The organism is Allobosea sp., assembly GCF_030694325.1.
GTDB lineage: Bacteria > Pseudomonadota > Alphaproteobacteria > Rhizobiales > Beijerinckiaceae > Allobosea.
On the sequence record NZ_JAUXYO010000213.1, the window covers coordinates 1 to 16,657 of the forward strand.

At 68.4% G+C, this 16,657-nt stretch carries 22 protein-coding genes; 12 read left to right on the forward strand and 10 right to left on the reverse strand.

Annotated features, from left to right (window positions below; all coding sequences use genetic code 11):
* Positions 1-15 precede the first annotated feature (15 nt).
* Positions 16-435 (reverse strand): rhodanese-like domain-containing protein, encoded by a 420-nt coding sequence (locus tag Q8M82_RS13995; RefSeq protein ID WP_305691950.1) that lies wholly within the window; start codon positions 433-435, stop codon positions 16-18.
* A 7-nt stretch (positions 436-442) separates the two neighbouring features.
* Positions 443-1,645: a pyridoxal phosphate-dependent aminotransferase gene (locus Q8M82_RS14000; RefSeq protein ID WP_305691951.1), complete on the reverse strand. Its 1,203-nt coding sequence runs from the start codon at positions 1,643-1,645 to the stop codon at positions 443-445.
* Positions 1,646-1,872: 227 nt separating this feature from the next.
* On the opposite strand from Q8M82_RS14000, the gene Q8M82_RS14005 reads away from it, so the two are divergent.
* Positions 1,873-2,685: a transglutaminase-like domain-containing protein gene (locus Q8M82_RS14005; protein ID WP_305691952.1), complete on the forward strand. Its 813-nt coding sequence runs from the start codon at positions 1,873-1,875 to the stop codon at positions 2,683-2,685.
* Between the two features lie 51 nt (positions 2,686-2,736).
* On the opposite strand, the gene Q8M82_RS14010 is transcribed toward Q8M82_RS14005, so the two are convergent.
* From Q8M82_RS14010 to Q8M82_RS14025, 4 genes are all read right to left on the reverse strand, one after another.
* Positions 2,737-2,958: a hypothetical protein gene (locus Q8M82_RS14010; RefSeq protein ID WP_305691953.1), complete on the reverse strand. Its 222-nt coding sequence runs from the start codon at positions 2,956-2,958 to the stop codon at positions 2,737-2,739.
* Entirely contained in the window at positions 2,955-3,086 is a 132-nt protein-coding gene (locus Q8M82_RS14015) for a hypothetical protein (RefSeq protein WP_305691954.1), read from the reverse strand. Before Q8M82_RS14015 ends, Q8M82_RS14010 begins: the two co-directional genes overlap by 4 nt.
* A gap of 461 nt (positions 3,087-3,547) precedes the next feature.
* Positions 3,548-3,781, reverse strand: a complete 234-nt coding sequence (locus Q8M82_RS14020) for a hypothetical protein (RefSeq protein ID WP_305691955.1) — start codon at positions 3,779-3,781, stop codon at positions 3,548-3,550.
* 11 nt (positions 3,782-3,792) lie between these two features.
* Positions 3,793-4,002 (reverse strand): hypothetical protein, encoded by a 210-nt coding sequence (locus Q8M82_RS14025; protein WP_305691956.1) that lies wholly within the window; start codon positions 4,000-4,002, stop codon positions 3,793-3,795.
* 135 nt (positions 4,003-4,137) lie between these two features.
* Between Q8M82_RS14025 and Q8M82_RS14030 the strand changes: the two genes are divergently transcribed.
* The 5 genes from Q8M82_RS14030 (at position 4,138) to Q8M82_RS14050 (ending at position 8,707) form a co-directional block, all read left to right on the forward strand.
* Positions 4,138-4,632, forward strand: a complete 495-nt coding sequence (locus Q8M82_RS14030; protein WP_305691957.1) for a YaiI/YqxD family protein — start codon at positions 4,138-4,140, stop codon at positions 4,630-4,632.
* 122 nt (positions 4,633-4,754) lie between these two features.
* Complete coding sequence (locus Q8M82_RS14035; protein WP_305691958.1) at positions 4,755-5,729, forward strand: Bug family tripartite tricarboxylate transporter substrate binding protein; 975 nt, start codon at positions 4,755-4,757, stop codon at positions 5,727-5,729.
* Between the two features lie 21 nt (positions 5,730-5,750).
* Positions 5,751-6,350 (forward strand): histidine phosphatase family protein, encoded by a 600-nt coding sequence (locus Q8M82_RS14040; RefSeq protein ID WP_305691959.1) that lies wholly within the window; start codon positions 5,751-5,753, stop codon positions 6,348-6,350.
* Between the two features lie 107 nt (positions 6,351-6,457).
* Complete coding sequence (locus Q8M82_RS14045; RefSeq protein WP_371126356.1) at positions 6,458-7,591, forward strand: PQQ-dependent sugar dehydrogenase; 1,134 nt, start codon at positions 6,458-6,460, stop codon at positions 7,589-7,591.
* Positions 7,592-7,717: 126 nt separating this feature from the next.
* Entirely contained in the window at positions 7,718-8,707 is a 990-nt protein-coding gene (locus Q8M82_RS14050; RefSeq protein ID WP_305691960.1) for a Gfo/Idh/MocA family protein, read from the forward strand.
* Positions 8,708-8,720: 13 nt separating this feature from the next.
* Here the strand turns inward: Q8M82_RS14050 and Q8M82_RS14055 are convergent, their stop codons facing one another.
* From Q8M82_RS14055 to Q8M82_RS14065, 3 genes are all read right to left on the reverse strand, one after another.
* The gene (locus tag Q8M82_RS14055) at positions 8,721-9,539 is read right to left on the reverse strand and encodes a class I SAM-dependent methyltransferase (protein ID WP_305691961.1); all 819 of its coding nucleotides are present in this window, start codon (positions 9,537-9,539) and stop codon (positions 8,721-8,723) included.
* Positions 9,540-9,557: 18 nt separating this feature from the next.
* Positions 9,558-9,914, reverse strand: coding sequence for a DMT family protein (locus tag Q8M82_RS14060; RefSeq protein WP_305691962.1), 357 nt, complete (start codon positions 9,912-9,914; stop codon positions 9,558-9,560).
* Positions 9,915-9,986: 72 nt separating this feature from the next.
* Positions 9,987-10,247 carry a SemiSWEET family sugar transporter gene (locus Q8M82_RS14065; protein WP_305691963.1) on the reverse strand — a complete coding sequence of 87 codons (261 nt, stop codon included), beginning with the start codon at positions 10,245-10,247 and terminating at the stop codon, positions 9,987-9,989.
* A gap of 125 nt (positions 10,248-10,372) precedes the next feature.
* Here Q8M82_RS14065 and Q8M82_RS14070 point away from each other — a divergent pair, with 125 nt between their 5' ends.
* The 6 genes from Q8M82_RS14070 (at position 10,373) to Q8M82_RS14095 (ending at position 15,644) form a co-directional block, all read left to right on the forward strand.
* Positions 10,373-11,557 (forward strand): lytic murein transglycosylase, encoded by a 1,185-nt coding sequence (locus Q8M82_RS14070; RefSeq protein ID WP_305691964.1) that lies wholly within the window; start codon positions 10,373-10,375, stop codon positions 11,555-11,557.
* Between the two features lie 86 nt (positions 11,558-11,643).
* Positions 11,644-12,033, forward strand: a complete 390-nt coding sequence (locus tag Q8M82_RS14075) for a RidA family protein (protein ID WP_305691965.1) — start codon at positions 11,644-11,646, stop codon at positions 12,031-12,033.
* Positions 12,034-12,118: 85 nt separating this feature from the next.
* A complete protein-coding gene (gene leuB / locus Q8M82_RS14080; RefSeq protein WP_305691966.1) occupies positions 12,119-13,228 on the forward strand; it encodes a 3-isopropylmalate dehydrogenase in 1,110 nt (369 codons plus the stop codon).
* A 195-nt stretch (positions 13,229-13,423) separates the two neighbouring features.
* A complete protein-coding gene (gene msrP, locus Q8M82_RS14085; protein ID WP_305691967.1) occupies positions 13,424-14,380 on the forward strand; it encodes a protein-methionine-sulfoxide reductase catalytic subunit MsrP in 957 nt (318 codons plus the stop codon).
* Between the two features lie 40 nt (positions 14,381-14,420).
* The gene (locus tag Q8M82_RS14090) at positions 14,421-14,996 is read left to right on the forward strand and encodes a methylated-DNA--[protein]-cysteine S-methyltransferase (RefSeq protein WP_305691968.1); all 576 of its coding nucleotides are present in this window, start codon (positions 14,421-14,423) and stop codon (positions 14,994-14,996) included.
* A gap of 93 nt (positions 14,997-15,089) precedes the next feature.
* Positions 15,090-15,644 (forward strand): NADPH-dependent FMN reductase, encoded by a 555-nt coding sequence (locus tag Q8M82_RS14095; RefSeq protein ID WP_305691969.1) that lies wholly within the window; start codon positions 15,090-15,092, stop codon positions 15,642-15,644.
* A 449-nt stretch (positions 15,645-16,093) separates the two neighbouring features.
* On the opposite strand, the gene Q8M82_RS14100 is transcribed toward Q8M82_RS14095, so the two are convergent.
* Positions 16,094-16,657: substrate binding domain-containing protein (locus Q8M82_RS14100; RefSeq protein WP_305691970.1), on the reverse strand; the 564-nt coding region annotated here is incomplete at its 5' end.

A 16,657-nucleotide genomic window follows, 5' to 3' on the forward strand; every position in this document is an offset into this window, starting at 1 on the left:
CGAGGGGAGAAGGGATCACGGCGCCACCACCGGCAGTTTCTCGGCCAGCCACCCACCCGGCCCGAGCATGCCGCCGCGGACCGCCACGATGTCGCGGAAGCCGCGGCCGGCGAGCTTTTCGCGCGTCGATGCCGCGAGCGCGCCGCTGCGGTCGATCAGGGCGATGCGCTTGCCGCGGTGGTCGAGCCGCAGGCCGGCCAGCCGGACCTCGAAGGCGGGCGCTTCCACATCGAGCGCGATCGCGTCCCGCGGCAGCCCGGTGTCGCGCCATTCGTCGGGCGGGCGGATGTCGATGAGGAGAAGGGTGCCGGCGCGGGCGGCGTCGTAGGCTTCGCGGGCCGTCAGGGATTGCGACGCCTGCGCCAGAACGAGAGAGGCCGGGAGCACGAGGCTCCCGGCCAGAAACAACCGTCGCGGCAGGCCGCGCGGGCTCATGCGCCGCTCAGCGCAGCTCGGCGCAGAAGCGCTGGATGCGGCGGCAGGCCTCTTCCAGCTTCTCGTCCGAGGTGGCGTAGGAGATGCGGAAGTTGGGGCCCAGCCCGAAGGAGGAGCCGTGCACCGCGGCGACGGCTTCCGCCTCCAGGATGCCCATGACCAGATCCTCGTCGGTCTCGATGACCTTGCCGTTGGGCATGGTCTTGCCGATCAGGGCCGAGCAGTCGGGATAGACGTAGAAGGCGCCTTCCGGCTTCGGGCAGACGAGGCCGCGGGTCTGGTTGAGCATGGAGACGACGAGGTCGCGGCGGCGCTCGAAGGCCTTCTTGAAGACGGGCAGATGGTCCTGCGGGCCGTCCAGCGCCTCGACGGCGGCCCATTGCGAGATCGCCGAGGTGCCCGAGGTCTGCTGGCCCTGGACGAGGTCCATGGCGTTCATCAGATGCTGCGGGCCCGCCGCGTAGCCGATGCGCCAGCCGGTCATGGCGTAGGACTTCGAGACGCCGTTCATGCTCAGCGTGCGGTCATAGAGGCCGGGCTCGACCTGGGCCGGGGTGACGAATTCGAACTCGCCATAGACGAGGTGCTCATACATGTCGTCGGTGAGCACCCAGACATGGGGGTGGCGCATCAGGACGTCGGTGAGCTTCTTCATCTCGGCGCGGCTATAGGCGGCGCCCGAGGGGTTCGACGGCGAGTTCAGGATCACCCACTTGGTCTTGGGCGTGATCGCGCGCTCGAGCTCTTCCGGCTGGAGCTTGAACTCGTTCTCGATCTTGGTCTGGGCGAAGGTCGCGGTGCCGCCGCAGAGCGCGACCATCTCGGGATAGGACACCCAGTAGGGCGAGACGCAGATCACCTCGTCGCCCGGGTTCAGCGTGGCGAGCAGGGCGTTGTAGATGACATGCTTGCCGCCGGTGGAGACGATGGTCTGGCTCGGCTTGTAGTCGAGGCCGTTCTCGCGCTTGAACTTGCGGGCCACGGCCTCGCGCAGCTGCGGGATGCCGGAGACGGGGGTATACTTGGTCTCGCCGCGACGGATGGCGGCGATGGCCGCCTCCTTGATGTTGTCGGGCGTGTCGAAATCGGGCTCGCCGACGGAGAGCGAGATCACGTCCTTGCCCTGCGCTTTCAGGTCGCGCGCCTTCTGCGTGATGGTGATGGTCGCAGACGGCTTCACGCGCTTCAGGGCGTCGGCAAGGAAGGCCATGGGAAGTTCTCCGGATCTCGGACGAGGGCACGCCGCGACGGGCGCGCGCGTGGTTTAGGACTCATGGCGGCCCATCGCAAGCCAGACTGCTTGATCGATGCCAGCAGCGACGCGAATTGGAGCCGACGCTAACCCATATCGGCGACGGCTCGAAAGGTGCATGCTGGGACGGCAGGCCGGGGGGCCCATCGTGACCGGCGTGCCAGCGGCGCGCGGAAAGCAGCTCCGTGAAACTCAGGATCGGCTACGAACTCGACTACCACTTTCCCCAACCGACGCCGCTGATCCTGATGCTGAACGTCCATTTCAGCCGGGTTTCGGACCTCCAGTCGCCCGATTACATCCGGCTCAGCCCCTCCGTTCCGGTCAGCGGCTATCGCGACGGCTTCGGCAACTGGTGCACCAGGCTGGTGGCGCCACAGGGCGCGATGCGGATCACAGCCGATGCGATCATTCAGGACAGCGGCAAGCCGGAAGCCTATGATCGCGGAGCGGGGCAGGTGCCGGTCGAGCATCTGCCGGAAGAGGCCATCGTCTTCCTGCTGGCGAGCCGCTTCTGCGACTCCGACCGCCTGCTCGACCTCGCCTGGGAGCTGTTCGGCACGACGCCGCCGGGCGCGCCGCGGGTCCAGGCGATCTGCGACTTCGTCAACCGGCGCATCGCCTTCAACTACAACGACGCGAGCGTGACGCGGAGCGCCTCGGAGGCCTATCGGGAGGGGCGCGGGGTGTGCCGCGACTACGCCCATCTCGCCATTGCGTTCTGCCGGGCGATGAACATCCCGGCGCGCTACTGCACCTGCTATCTCGGCGATGTCGGCACGCCGCCGCCCTGGCCGCCGGGCGATTTCGCCGCCTCCTTCGAAGCCTATCTCGACGGCGGCTGGCAGATGTTCGATCCGCGCAACAACGTGCCGCGGATCGGCCGCGTGCTGATCGCACGCGGTCGCGATGCCGCCGACGTCGCCATCGCCACCACCTTCGGGCCGAACACGCTGACCGGCTTCAGGGTCTGGACCGACGAGGTGAGCGAGGCGTGAGCCATCGGCGGCGCGCCCGCTCGGACAGCGCCGTTGCCGTCGGCCATGCGCTCAGTCGCGGAACAGCCCGGAGGTCTTGGGCTTTTTGGCCCGGAGCGGCGTCGTGCGGGTCAGGCCCTTGGCTTTGGGGGGCGAGGCGGCGGTTGTCCTATCGTCAGGAGCCTGTCCGTCTTCGGCGGGTTCCAGGCGCGCCGCGACGGCCGGCTTCGCCGCGGCCGCCTTTTCGTCCGCCTTGGCCTGCTCGGCCGGGTCGATCGTCCTGAAGCGGATCATTTCTTCTTCGGCCCCGCTGCCTTGGCGACGACCGCCGCGAAGGTCGAGGGCGCTGCTGCCGTCACCTTGGGCTTGTCCTTCTTCGGCTTCTTGGCTTCGCGGTTTCCGCGCTGTTCGCCTTTTGCCATGGTCGGTCTCCCTTGGGTCTGGGTGCGCGGGATCGCGCCCCCGGTGGATTTCGGGCTTCAGGTCAGGCGTGGCCTGGATCGCGACGGGCGCAGAAGCTGGAATCGATCATGCGGCGGCTTTCGCCTGCCGCGGCCGGCCCGGCAGAGGCCTGGCTCGTCATGTCGAAGCAGAAAGCGACTTTAGGCCAGGCCGGCGGCGGGCGCACGCTGTTTCTGGCGGTCGCATCATTCTCCCGCGGCGCGGGCGCGTCCGCGCTTCAGCGCCCGCACCGCGCCGGCCGTCCGGCGGGGGCGGCCGAGGCAGGGAAAGCCGCGCCGGTTCAGCCGACGCGCGATATCGGCCGGGTCCGTGATGCCGACCTCGCGGAACTGGTCGAGCAGGGCGCCGGCCGCGACGCTGTGGATGTCGGCGAGGTCGCGCGCCAGCCGGCGGGCTGCCCTGTCAGCCGCGGCACTCCCGGTCAGCGGAGGCCCCGGCCGAAGCTCGGCTCGACCGGGTGGGGCGAGAGCATCACCGCGTTGACGTGGCCGCCTTCGCAGAGGGCGAAGCGGACGGCATCCTTCTTGTCGCGGAAGATGCCCTCGGACAGTCCCTCGAGGTCGCGGGCGACCCAGAAGCCCGCCTGCGAGCGGCCGACGAGGAAGAGATGGCCGCCAGCGGCGGGCGACGGATTAAAGGAGAGGGATTGGCCCACCGTCGCAGCCCTCAACTCAAGGCTGCCCAGGCGCGCAGGGCAATGATGCCGGCGGCCATCAGGGCGAAGACAGCGAGCGCCGCCCATTCGGCCAGCATGAAGCGGTGCGCCACACCGGTGGGTTGCGGCGAAGCGGGGCGGGAAGGCCCCGCAAGCGCGCCATAGACTGCGCGGATGCGCTGCCTCCGGCGGCTGTGCAGATCGGGCAAGGACATGGTCATGGTCACCTCCTGAGAGGCCACCGGTGTAGGTCCCGCCGGCGTAAGCGCGCGATGCGGAAGAGGTCACGCAGGCATAAAGCGCCCGTAAACCGGGAGGCTTGCCGCCGGTGGGCGCGCCTGTCATGGCTGCCGGCCATGGAACCCCATGCTCCCGCTGCGCCCGGCCCGATCGCGATCTATGTCGATGCCGACGCCTGCCCGGTGAAGGACGAGATCTTCAAGGTCGCGGCGCGCCACCGGCTGCACGTCTTCGTCGTCGCCAACAGCTTCATGATGCTGCCGCGCGAGCCCTGGATCGAGCGCGTCATCGTCTCGGGCGGGTTCGACGCGGCCGATGACTGGATCGCCGAGCGGGTCGCCCGCGGCGCGATCGTCGCCACCTCCGACATCCCGCTCGCGGATCGCTGCATCAAGGCCGGCGCGGAAGTCATCGGCCCGACCGGCAAGCTCTTCACCGAAGCTTCGATCGGCATGGCGCTGGCGACGCGCGACATGATGGAGGATCTGCGCGCGATGGGCACAGCCACCGGTGGGCCGAAGCCGTTCTCGGCGCGCGACCGTTCCGCCTTCCTGCAGGCGCTCGACCTTGCCATCCAGCGGCTGAAGCGGGCGGGTTTCACGGCCGGGTGAGCAGTGACTAGGCCGTTGAATTCGTAGCGGCTTTGCCCGGATCGGCCCATTTCCCTCGGCAGGCTAATGCTCTAATGCTGCGCCCAAGCCTGTCTCAATCAGGCCGCTCCGGGAGGAAGTTCATGTCGTTGACCCGCCGTTCCACGCTCGGCCTGATGGCCGGCGCCGTCCTCGCTCCGTCCGTCCTCCGGGCGCAGAGCTTCCCGACCAGGCCGATCACGCTCGTCGTGCCCTATCCGGCGGGCGGACCGACGGATGCGATCGCGCGTTTCGTCGCGCAGGATCTGTCGACCTCGATCGGCCAGAACGTCGTCGTCGACAACCGCGCCGGCGCCTCGGGCGCGGTCGGCACGCGGGCCGTGGCCAAGGCCGATCCCGACGGCCACACCATCGTCTTCGGCAACAACCAGACGCATGGCAACAACATGTTCCTGCTGAAGGAGCCTGGCTATGACGCGGTCAAGGATTTCGCGCCGCTGGCCGGCGTCGGCGCCTTCGAGCATGCCTTCGTCGTCCGCAAGGACCTGCCTGCCAAGGACATCAAGGAGCTGATCGCGCTCGCCAAGGCCGATCCGGGCAAGCTGAACTACGGTTCGACCGGTGTCGGCTCCGGCTCGCATCTCGCCATGGAACTGTTCATGGCGCGCACGGGCATAAAGATGACGCATGTGCCCTTCCGTGGTGCGGCCCCGCTGGTGCAGGAGATCATCGCCGGGCGCATCGACATCGCCAATTCGACGCTGCCGAGCGTGCTCGAACAGATCAACGCCGGCAATCTGCGCGCGATCGCTTTGGCAAGCCCGGAGCGCAACCCACGCGCCAAGGACATCCCGACGCTGCGCGAGCAGGGCGTGGCCGATGCCGACGCCGATTCCTGGGCCGCCTTCTTCGCGCCGGCTGCGACGCCCGCTCCGGTGCTGGACACCCTCTCCAAGGCGATCCTGGCTTCGCTCGCCAAGCCGAATGTCAGCGAGGCGGTCCTGAAGCTCGGCTTCACGATGAGGTTACGTGACCCGGCCGCCTTCCGCCCCTATCACCTTCAGGAAATCGCGACCTGGGAAAACATCATCAAGGCGGCCGGCGTGAAGCCGGAATAGCCGGAACGCAAGGGAGCCGGCATGGCCGCCGCAGGATTCGGAAGACGCCTCGTCCTCGGTCTCCTCCTGCTGCTGCCGCCGCTCTGGCCCGGCGCCGCCGCCGCGATCGAGCTGGATCGCGAGCGGGTCTGGGCATTGCTCGCGAAACCCGGCCATATCGTCCTGATGCGCCATGCGGATGCGCCCGGGACCGGGGATCCGGCCGGCTTTCGCATCGGCGACTGCACAACGCAGCGCAATCTCGGCGAGCGCGGGCGTGAGCAGTCCCGCCGCCTCGGTGCGGAACTCCGGCGCCGCGCCGTCCCTGTCGCGCTCGTGCTGACAAGCCAGTGGTGCCGGGCGCGCGAGACGGCCGCGCTGATGGCGCTCGGCCCCGCCGAGGACGAACCGGCGGCGCTGAACTCCTTCTTCGGGCGCCCCGGGGAGCGCGAAGCCGCCACCGCCGCGCTGCGGCGGCGGCTCGCGGCGCTGCCGGCGGATGCGGGGCTGGTGGTGATGGTGACGCATCAGGTCAACATCACGGCCCTGACGGGCGTGTTTCCGGCCTCCGGCGAGATGGTCGTGCTGAAGCGGGACGATCAGGGTGGCGTCGTGACCGTGGGTCGGCTGCCTGCGCCCTGATGCCGGCGGAGCCCGCCGCTTCAATTCGCCGTGACGGGCCCGCAACCGACTGGCCTGCCGGGCGGTTGTACCTATCTGTCAGCCAAGGGTCCGATCAGGAGATGACGATGCGCCGGCAAGCCAGATTCTCGCTGTTCGCGGTCGCGGCGGCGATGCTTTTCGCCCTTCCGGAGGCGGAGGCGCAGCAGCGTATCCGGTCGAGCGCCGGCGACCTCACGGTGGAGACGGTGGCGGGCGGGCTCGAACATCCCTGGGGACTCGCCTTCCTGCCGGACGGGCGGATGCTGGTGACAGAGCGGCCGGGGCGGCTGCGGCTGGTGGGGGCGGACGGCAAGCTGTCTGCGCCGATCTCCGGTGTGCCAAACGTCGCAGGGCGCGGGCAGGGTGGGCTGCTCGATGTCGTCCTCGATCCCGGCTTCGTGCAGAACCGGATGATCTACCTCTCCTTCGCCGAGCCGCGGGCTGGAGGCAGCGGCACCAGCGTCGCACGCGCCCGCCTCAACGAGCGCGGCACGGCGCTGGAGGGCACGAAGGTGATCTTCCAGCAGATGCCGACGGTCTCCAGCAATCTGCATTTCGGCTCGCGGCTCGTCTTCGACCGCACCGGCGCGCTCTTCGTCACGGTCGGCGACCGCTACGGCCAGCGCGACCAGGCGCAGAACCCGGCCAATCATATCGGCAAGATCATGCGGATCGCGCCCGAGGGCGGGGCGCCGGCCGACAACCCGAAGGTCGAGGGCTGGCAGCCGGAGATCTGGTCGATCGGCCATCGCAATGTCCAGGGCGCGGCGCTGCACCCCGAGACCGGCCAGCTCTGGACGGCCGAGCACGGCGCGCGCGGCGGCGACGAGGTCAACACGCCCAAGGCCGGCCGTAATTACGGCTGGCCGGTCGTGACCTTCGGCATCGACTATTCCGGCGCCAAGATCGGCGAGGGGACGGCTAAGGCCGGCATGGAGCCGCCGCTGTTCTACTGGGACCCCTCGATCGCGCCGTCGGGCGCGGCTTTCTACACCGGCGCCGTCTGGCCGGCCTGGAAGAACTCGCTCTTCGTCGGCGGTCTCGCGGGCCAGATGCTGGTTCGGCTCTCCACGCAAGGCGAGGCCGTGACCGGGCAGGAGCGGCTGCTCGAGGGGCTCGGCGAACGCATCCGCGACGTGCGCCAGGGGCCGGACGGGTTTTTGTACCTGCTGAGCGACGCGCCCGACGGGAAGCTGCTGCGGGTCCGGCCGGCAAAGTAGCGGCGAGGGGCTGCAGGGGCGGGCCCGCCGGCTTGCCGGTGAGCGGCCGGATCGGCGCAAGCGCTCGTGCGCCGCCGCGATTTCTGTTACCGCGCTTCCCGGCTCAAGGTTCGGAAAGCTCAGGCGATGCAGGACGGCACTCTTTCGATCGGGATCATCGGCGCAGGTATCATGGGCGAGCGCCTGCTGAGCGCCATCCTCGATCAGTCTCCGCCGCTGGTGACGGTCGGTGGCGTCTGGGATCCGGCACCGTCGGCGATGGCGCGCATGGCCGCGACCTTTCCGCAGGTTCCGCGGCTGGCCGATGCCGCGGCGATCATCGCCGCCAGCGACTGCGTCTACATCGCTTCGCCGCCGGCGTTCCATCTTGGTCACGCCCGTGCCGCGATCGCAGCCGGAAAGAGCGTGTTCTGCGAGAAGCCCTTGGCGGTCGACGTCGAGGATGCGCGCGCCTTCGTGGCAGAGGCCGGCAACCGGGGGGCGGTCAACTTCCCCTTCGCTTCCTCGCTTGCGGTCGCAACGCTGATGGACTGGATCGCGCAGGGCGCCGTCGGCACGGCCTCGCGCATCACGATCGAGGTCGCCTTCGCGACCTGGCCCCGCTCCTGGCAGGCCGATGCCGCCGCCTGGCTGGACGGCCGGCAGCAGGGGGGCTTCACCCGCGAGGTCGTGTCGCATTTCCTCTTTCTGAGCCGCAGGCTGTCCGGTCCGCTGCACGGTCTCTCCGGGCGCGCGGCGTTTCCGGAGGCCGGTCGGTCGGAGCGCTCGATCGAGGCGACGCTGATGGCCGGCGACATCCTGGTCGACCTCAAGGGCAGCGTCGGCAGCACGCCGAAGGACGACCACAACATCTGGATGCTGGAAGGCGACAGGGGTGCAGTGCGGCTCTGCGACTGGTCGGTCGCCGAACGCCGGCTACCCGATGGCAGCTGGGAGCGAGCGCCCGATGCCCTGCCGCAGGCAGAGGCGCGCCCGATCGCCCTCAGGCGCCAGATCGAAGGGGTGGTCAGGCTCACGCGCGGGGAAGCGCACCATCTCGCGACGCTGGCCGAGGCCCTCGATGTTCAAGAGATCGTCGAGGCCATTCTCGCTGATGGCCGGAGAGCCGCGGGGTAACCAAAGCCTGACATCAGACAATCTCGGCCAGCCGCGTATCCTGCGACAGCACCAGGCACCAATGCGGCTCGAAATCGGCGCCGAGCGGCCAGACGAAGTCCTCGAAGATCGCCAGCAGGCGGGACTGGTAGCGCTCGAACCAGGCGCGCTGGCAGAGTACGAACTTGGTCGCGCCGACGATGGTCTCGCGATCGATGACGCAGAGGGGGACGATGTCGGGATTGGCCTCGAGATAGGCCTGCACGGCGACCATCAGCGTCGGGTAGCCGGGGTGGAGCATGTCGTCGAGGACGATCAGCCCGCCCTCGGCGAGGCAGGCGGTCGCCAGCGTGAGGTCGCGGCCGAGCGCGGCGCGGGAATGTTCGCCGTCGATGTGGATGAAGCGCAAGGGAACGCCGCCGGCCTGTGCGAGGAGGTCGGCGGGCGCCATCGCGCCGGCATCGCCCTTGATCGTGCGGCGGCGCTCGGGGCCAATGCCATGGCGGGCGCAATTGGCCTCGAAGCGCTGCTCCACGCCGTCATCGGGCCAGGAGAAGATGTCCAGCGCCAGCGCGATCTCATCCTCCTCCAGCGCATGGGCGAGCGCGATGAAGAAGCGGCCCTCGAAGGCGCCAATCTCGGCGATGGGGCCGCGTAACCCTTCCTCCGTCTGCAGCCGCAGCAGCCTTGCGCAGATCGCCGCGGCGAAGCGCGAGGACATGCCGACGACCTGGTCGTAGCCATCGGAAAGATAGGCCTCGACGGCGGGATGGCCGGAAGAGGGGATTGCGCGCGCCAGATCGTGATTCATCGTGCCACTGTGACGATGCGGCAGAGCGCTGTCACGCGGCATCGGGCTCAGCCCGGACGGTCAGGCCTTGGCGTGGAAGATGAAGAAGGCGCCGGCCGCGATCAGCGCGAAGCCGATGGCGTGGTTCCAGGTCAGGCTCTCCTTCAGCCAGAACACCGAGAAGCCGGCGAAGACGGTCAGGGTGATGACCTCCTGCATCGTCTTGAGCTCGGCGGTGGAATAGACGGCCGAGCCGATGCGGTTGGCCGGCACCGCCAGCATGTATTCCGGCAGCGCGATCATCCAGCTCGCCAGGATCGCGAGCCAGATCGCCGTGCTCTTGTAGCTGAGATGGCCATACCAGGCGAAGGTCATGAAGACGTTGGAGCCGACCAGCATGGCGATCGGCAGGACGTGTGCGGCGGTGACGGAGGGCATCGGGCTTGATCCTGTGGCGAGGCGAGGCCGGGAACGCCCGGCAATCCGGTCTGTTCCGACTGTCGGGTCAACTCAGCCGAAGCGCAGCTTCATGGTGAGGATGAGCAGCACGAGGCAGAGCGTCAGCGCATTGGCGGCGACGACCGGCCAGGAGCCGATATGCAGGCCATAGGTCAGCCAGAGCGCGGTTCCAGCTGCAAAGAGCGACTGCGTCCAGAGCGAGATTGCTCGCGTGTCGCGGGTGCGGATGGTGCGCCAGGCCTGGGGCAGCCAGCAGAGGCTGGTGAGCGCGGCGGCGGCGAAGCCGAGGAGTTCGATCGAGGCGGGCGACATGGCGGGTTCCGGCGGGGCCTGCGCCCTCATAGCGGGATTCGCACGCGCGCGCTTCCCGGTGATGGTTAACCTCTCTTAACCGCCTCGCCCTAGTTTCGCGTCATTCCTGCGATTCGGTGGAGACCATGCGCGCAACGATCCTGGCCCTGCCCCTCGTCCTCATCGCCTCGGTCGCTTCGGCGCAGGGCAGCTTCTCCTCCTGCCTGTCCGGCCTGCGCAGTGACGCCGCCGCCAAGGGCGTGTCCGGCGCCACCTTCGACCGCGCCATGGCCGGCGTCGAGCCGGACATGAAGATCATCGAGGCGATGAACAACCAGCCGGAGTTCAAGACCCCGATCTGGGATTATCTCGGCACGCTGGTCGACGAGGAGAAGGTGGCGGAGGGGCGCGCCATGATGCGCCAGCACGCCTCCGTGCTCGCGGCCGCCGAACAGCGCTTCGGCGTCGACCGTCATACCATCGCTGCCGTCTGGGGTGTCGAGAGCGATTTCGGCAAGGCCAAGGGTCGCTGGCCGCTGGTTCAGGCGCTCTCCACCGGTGCCTGCCTGGCGCCGCGCCGCAACGCCTTCTTCAAGGGCGAACTGATCGCGACGTTGCAGATCATCCAGCGCGGCGACGTCCGGCCCGAGCGATTGTTCGGTTCCTGGGCCGGCGCGTTCGGCCACACCCAGTTCATCCCCTCGACCTATCTCCGTCTCGCGGTGGACGGCGATGGCGACGGGCGGCGCGACCTTGTCGATTCGATCCCCGACGCGCTGCATTCGACCGCCAATTTCATGGACAAGGCGGGCTGGGTTACTGGCGCGACCTGGGGCTACGAGGTGCGGGTGCCGCGCGGTTATGGCGGCTCGACGGGGCGCAATCCGAAGCGCCCGCTCTCGCATTGGGCGGGTCAGGGAATCGTCAAGTTCGACGGTTCGCCGCTCACCGGCACGGGCAATGCCGGGCTCTTGATGCCGGCCGGCCGCAACGGACCCGCCTTCCTCGTCTTCAAGAACTACGATGCCGCCTACAGCTACAATGGCGCCGACTCCTACGCCTTGGCCATCTCCCTCCTTTCCGACCGGCTGCGCGGCCGGCCGGGCGTGCAGGGCGAGTGGCCGACCGACGATCTGCCGCTTTCGCGCGAGCAGCGACGCGAATTGCAGCGGCTCCTGATCGCGCGCGGCTACAATGTCGGCGAGCCGGACGGCGCCGTCGGCTCGCTGACGCGCGCGGCGATCCGGGATGTCGAGGCCAAGATCGGCATGCCCCCGACCGGGCGGCCGGGCGAGAAGGTGCTGCGCGCGCTGAAGAGCGGGCGGGTTTGATCTGCCATCGTGCTCGGGCTTGACCCGAGCATCTCCTGCACGCGATTCTCGGGTCTGCGCTCCGCTTTGTCCGAGAATGACGCACCATGACCCGCCGCCTGATCTCCACCGGTTCGCCTTTCGAGACCGCCTTCGGCTATTCGCGCGCCGTGATCGACGGCGATCTCGTCTTCGTCGCCGGCACGACCGGCTACGACTATGTCACCATGACCCTGCCGGAGGATGCGGCCGCGCAGGCACGCAACATCTTCCGCACGCTCGAGGCCGTGCTGACGGAGGCCGGCGCCTCGCTCGCGGGCGTGGTGCGGGCGCAGTATTTCGTCACCGACCGGGCCTATTGCGAACCGGTGCTTTCCGTCTGCGGCGAGGTCTTCCGCGAGGTGCGGCCCGCCGCGAGCATCTATGTCGTGGCCGGCCTGCTCAAGCCCGAGATGAAGGTCGAGATCGAGGTGACCGCGCGGCTGGCGCGGCCCTGACACCGCGTCCACGCCGCTTGCATGCGGGGGGCGTGCGCCCTAATCAGCCGCCATTGCAGGTTCAAGAAGCGGCGAGGCGACGACCATGGCGACCCATAAGCTCCTGATGCTCCCCGGCGACGGCATCGGCCCCGAGGTGATGGGCCAGGTCGAGCAGATCGTCTCCTGGTTCGGCAAGCAGGGGCTCGCTTCCTTCGAGATCGAGAAGGGGCTCGTCGGCGGCGCCGCCTATGACGCCCACAAGCAGGCGATCTCGGAAGGCGACATGAAGCTCGCCCAGCAGGCGGACGCGGTGCTCTTCGGCGCCGTTGGCGGGCCGAAATGGGCGGATGTGCCCTATCAGCACCGCCCGGAAGCGGGCCTGCTGCGGCTGCGCAAGGATCTCGGCCTGTTCGCGAACCTGCGCCCGGCGATCTGCTATCCGGCGCTGGCCTCGGCCTCCTCGCTCAAGCCCGAGGTGGTCGAGGGGCTCGACATCCTGATCGTGCGCGAGCTCACCGGCGGCGTCTATTTCGGCGAGCCGAAGGAGATCGTGACGCTCGAGGACGGCTCCAAGCGCGGCATCGACACGCAGCTCTACACCACGCCCGAGATCGACCGGATCTGCCGCGTCGCCTTCGAGCTGGCGCGCACCCGCCGTAACAAGGTCTCCTCGGCCGAGAAGCACAACGTCATGAAGACCGGCGTGCTCTGGAAGCAGACGGTCACCGCGCTGCACGCCAAGGACTACGCCGATGTCGAGCTCGAGCATGTGCTCGCCGACAATTGCGCCATGCAGCTCGTGCGCTGGCCCAAGCAGTACGACGTCATCGTCACCGACAACCTCTTCGGCGACATCCTCTCGGACGTGGCGGCGATGCTGACCGGCTCGCTCGGCATGCTTCCTTCCGCCTCGCTCGGTGCCGAGGACCCGGCCACCGGCAAGCGCAAGGCGCTCTACGAGCCCGTCCATGGCTCGGCGCCCGACATCGCCGGTAAGGGGCTGGCGAACCCGATCGCGATGATCGGCTCCTTCGCCATGGCGCTGCGATACTCCTTCGGTGCCGTCGAGGCCGCCGACCGACTCGAAGGCGCGATCGCCGACGTGCTGGGCTCCGGCACGCGTACCAAGGACATCGCGGCGCCCGGCACTAACGCGGTGTCGACCAGCGAGATGGGCCAGGCCATCGTCAAGGCGCTGGAGGCGCGCGGCTGAGGGAGGCCTCGTCATTGCGAGCGCAGCGAAGCTGTCCAAGGCCTGCCCTGAACCTCTGGATTGCTGCGTCGCTGCGCTCGTCGCAATGACGAAACCCAATGTCGCGGGTGGCTCACCTCTCCCCCTCGTGAATTGCGTGAGGCGCGCGGCCATGCGCTAGAGTGGCGGCATCCGAAACGGAGCGATGCCGGTCCGATGCTGATCAAGAACCGTCCGAGCTGGGCCATTCCCGAGAGCGAGGCGACGCCGGAGGCGGTGTTCTTCAACCGCCGCGCCTTCATGGCCGGCGGGGCCGGGTTGATCGCGGGCGCCGCGCTTCCCCGCGCGGCTGCGGCCCAGACCGCCGATCCAACGCTCGATCTCTACCCTGCGAAGCGCAACGCCACCTATACGCTCGACCGGGCGATGACCGACGAGGATCTGGCGTCGAGCTACAATAATTTCTACGAGTTCGGCACGTCCAAGGACATCGTCGCCGCCTCGAAGCGGCTGGTGAGCCGGCCCTGGACGATCGCGATCGACGGCATGGTCGAGAAGCCCTTCGAGATCGGTTTCGACGACCTCGTACGCAAGCTGCCGCTGGAAGAGCGGCTCTACCGCTTCCGCTGCGTCGAGAGCTGGTCGATGGCGGTGCCGTGGACGGGCATCCCACTCAAGGCTTTCGTCGACTACGTCAAGCCGCTCTCGGGGGCGAAGTACATCCGCTTCGAGACCTTCCTCAACCCGCGCATGGCGCCGGGCCAGTCGGCCCGCTGGTATCCCTGGCCCTATACCGAGGGGCTGACCCTGGCCGAGGCGACGAACGAGCTGCCGCTGCTGGTGACGGGCATCTATGGCAAGCCGATCCCGAGCCAGCACGGCGCCCCGGTGCGGCTGATCGTGCCGTGGAAATACGGGTTCAAATCGGTGAAATCGATCACCAAGATCAGCTTCGTCGCGGAGCGGCCCAAGACCTTCTGGGAGGGGCTGCAGCCCGCCGAATACGGCTTCTGGGCCAATGTGAACCCGGCCGTGCCGCATCCGCGCTGGACCCAGGCGAGCGAGCAGTTGCTCGGCTCGCGCGACCGGCGCCCGACGCTGCTCTACAATGGCTATGAGGAGCAGGTCGCCGGGCTCTATAAGGGGCTGGACGGCGAGAAGCTGTTCATGTGAGCGGGTGACGGCGCGGCCGGCGATGGCCTAGGATGGCGCCATGCCGTCCTTCTGCCTCTTCCCGACACCGGTCGGCCGCTGCGCCCTGGTCTGGCGCGGCGACCGCATCATCGGCGCCCAGCTGCCGGAGTCCGACGAGGACACGGCCCGCCGGCGGCTGGCGCGGCGCTTCCCGCAGGCCGTCGAGGCGACTCCGCCTGCCTTCATCGCGGCGGCGATCGCGGACATCATCGCGCTGCTGACGGGCGAGGCGCGCGATCTCTCCCATCTGCCCGTCGATCTGGATGCTGTGCCCGCCTTCGAGCGGCGCGTCTACGAGGTTGCCCTGAGCATTCCGCCCGGCGAGACGATGACCTATGGCGCGGTTGCCGCCCGCCTCGGCCAGCCCGGCGCGGCGCGAGCCGTCGGGGTCGCGCTCGGCCGCAATCCGGTGCCGATCATCGTGCCCTGCCACCGCGTGCTCGCGGCCGGCGGGCGGACCGGCGGCTTCTCGGCCGAGGGCGGCGTCGAGACCAAGCTGCGCCTCCTGACGATCGAGAAGGCGCGCACGGATGCCACCCCCGGCCTGTTCGAGGCCCTGCCGCTGGCGGCGCGGCCTTCGCGGGCGGCGGGATGAACGCGGCGCGGCCCGTCCGCGTTGCCTGCTCTCACAGACCCCTTCCGCACCACGACGACCCCTTCCGCACCACGACTAAGGAGAGTCCCCTTCATGGCCCCGTTCAAGCTCGCCATCATCGTCGGCAGCAACCGCAAGGCGTCGATCAACCGCAAGCTGGCGCAGGCGCTGGCGAAGCTGGGCGAGGGCACCTTCACGGCGACCTTCGCGCCGATCGACGACCTGCCGATGTACAATCAGGATCTCGAGGTCGAGGCTTGGCCGGAGAAGGCGACCCGGCTGAAGGAGGCGATCGCGGAGGCCGATGCCGTGCTGGTGGTGACGCCGGAGCACAACCGCTCGATCCCCGCCGTGCTGAAGAATGCGATCGACTGGGCCTCCCGTCCCTCGGGCAAGGGCGTCTGGGGCGGCAAGCCCGTTGCCATCATCGGCACCAGCCCGGGCGGCGTCGGCACCGCCTGCGCCCAGCAGCATCTGCGCGACATCCTCGGCAACCAGGGCGCGCTGGTGATGGGCGGCCAGATGTTCATCACCTGGAAGGAGGGACTGGTCGACGAGGCCGGCACCGTCACCGTCGAAGCGACGCGTGAGTTCCTGCACAAGTTCATGGAGCGGTTCACCGGTCTGGTCGGCAAGCTCGCCGGCTGAGCGCTGGGCGGCCTCGCGCCGCGCAGCAGCCAAAAAAAAGGGCCGGCGTCCCGCGAGGGAGCCGGCCTTTGAAGTTTGAAACATCCGGCTCAAACGCCAAACATCTCAGAGGGGAACGGCTGAAACGAACTCGATGCCGGGAGGAGATAGCAGAGCCCGTTCCGAACAACCGTGAATGCTATATCGGTCGCCATATGCCTTTTCGCAATGCAGCATTGGTTGGGTCCGCCATGCGTAAATTGCATGAACCGCGGTCATATGGCGCAATTTGAGCCTAAATCATTGATAAATATGCGCGTAGCGCAATCGATGGATCGCGCTGCGACAAGCATCTGGCAAGAAACCACTGCAGCGCAGCACAAAATCGCGGCAGTCGGCGGGAACGACGAGCAGCGCCGGGCGTTTTCGTCGCCCGGCGCGATCCGAATCAGGCGGCCTGCGGGCTGCGATCAGTAGGTCCAGCGCTGGGCCTTCTGGATCAGGAAGTCGCGGAAGACCTGGACGCGGGCGACCGACTTCATCTCTTCCGGATAGACCAGATAGCTCTCGAGCTGCGGCATCTCGGTCTCGCGCATCAGCTGCACCAGCGGCGAGCCCGTCTCGATCAGGTAATCGGGCAGGACGGCGATGCCGGCGCCCGAATCGACCGCGCGCTTCATCGCCGTGATGTTGTTGACGGTGAGGTGGATCGGGCGGGGATTGCGCTGGTCGCGGCCCAGTGACCCGAGCCAGTGCACTGCCGTCAGATAGGACGGGGAGGTGCCGCCGAAGGAGAGGATGCGGTGATTGTCCAGATCCTCATGGGTCTTGGGCTCGCCGAAGCGCTTCACATAGGCCGGCGAGCCATAGACATGGAAATGGACGGTGAAGAGCTTGCGCTGAATCAGGTCCGGCTGCTGCGGCTGACGCAGGCGGATGGCGATGTCGGCCTCGCGCATCGACAGGTCGAGTTCCTCGTCGGTGAGGATGAGATCGACCTTGATGTCGGGGTAGAGATCGAGGAACTCGGCCAG

Excerpts from the sequence above, each read along its gene's own strand:
- Q8M82_RS14015 (WP_305691954.1), bottom strand. The coding sequence starts at position 3,086 with ATGGCAAAAGGCGAACAGCGCGGAAACCGCGAAGCCAAGAAGCCGAAG.
- Q8M82_RS14050 (WP_305691960.1), top strand. The coding sequence starts at position 7,718 with ATGCAGGACGGCACTCTTTCGATCGGGATCATCGGCGCAGGTATCATG.
- Q8M82_RS14025 (WP_305691956.1), bottom strand. The coding sequence starts at position 4,002 with ATGACCATGTCCTTGCCCGATCTGCACAGCCGCCGGAGGCAGCGCATC.
- Q8M82_RS14040 (WP_305691959.1), top strand. The coding sequence starts at position 5,751 with ATGGCCGCCGCAGGATTCGGAAGACGCCTCGTCCTCGGTCTCCTCCTG.
- Q8M82_RS14035 (WP_305691958.1), top strand. The coding sequence starts at position 4,755 with ATGTCGTTGACCCGCCGTTCCACGCTCGGCCTGATGGCCGGCGCCGTC.
- Q8M82_RS13995 (WP_305691950.1), bottom strand. The coding sequence starts at position 435 with ATGAGCCCGCGCGGCCTGCCGCGACGGTTGTTTCTGGCCGGGAGCCTC.
- Q8M82_RS14030 (WP_305691957.1), top strand. The coding sequence starts at position 4,138 with ATGGAACCCCATGCTCCCGCTGCGCCCGGCCCGATCGCGATCTATGTC.
- Q8M82_RS14010 (WP_305691953.1), bottom strand. The coding sequence starts at position 2,958 with ATGATCCGCTTCAGGACGATCGACCCGGCCGAGCAGGCCAAGGCGGAC.
- Q8M82_RS14000 (WP_305691951.1), bottom strand. The coding sequence starts at position 1,645 with ATGGCCTTCCTTGCCGACGCCCTGAAGCGCGTGAAGCCGTCTGCGACC.
- Q8M82_RS14095 (WP_305691969.1), top strand. The coding sequence starts at position 15,090 with ATGGCCCCGTTCAAGCTCGCCATCATCGTCGGCAGCAACCGCAAGGCG.
- Q8M82_RS14075 (WP_305691965.1), top strand. The coding sequence starts at position 11,644 with ATGACCCGCCGCCTGATCTCCACCGGTTCGCCTTTCGAGACCGCCTTC.
- Q8M82_RS14045 (WP_371126356.1), top strand. The coding sequence starts at position 6,458 with ATGCGCCGGCAAGCCAGATTCTCGCTGTTCGCGGTCGCGGCGGCGATG.
- msrP (WP_305691967.1), top strand. The coding sequence starts at position 13,424 with ATGCTGATCAAGAACCGTCCGAGCTGGGCCATTCCCGAGAGCGAGGCG.
- Q8M82_RS14060 (WP_305691962.1), bottom strand. The coding sequence starts at position 9,914 with ATGCCCTCCGTCACCGCCGCACACGTCCTGCCGATCGCCATGCTGGTC.
- Q8M82_RS14055 (WP_305691961.1), bottom strand. The coding sequence starts at position 9,539 with ATGCCGCGTGACAGCGCTCTGCCGCATCGTCACAGTGGCACGATGAAT.
- Q8M82_RS14065 (WP_305691963.1), bottom strand. The coding sequence starts at position 10,247 with ATGTCGCCCGCCTCGATCGAACTCCTCGGCTTCGCCGCCGCCGCGCTC.
- leuB (WP_305691966.1), top strand. The coding sequence starts at position 12,119 with ATGGCGACCCATAAGCTCCTGATGCTCCCCGGCGACGGCATCGGCCCC.
- Q8M82_RS14070 (WP_305691964.1), top strand. The coding sequence starts at position 10,373 with ATGCGCGCAACGATCCTGGCCCTGCCCCTCGTCCTCATCGCCTCGGTC.
- Q8M82_RS14090 (WP_305691968.1), top strand. The coding sequence starts at position 14,421 with ATGCCGTCCTTCTGCCTCTTCCCGACACCGGTCGGCCGCTGCGCCCTG.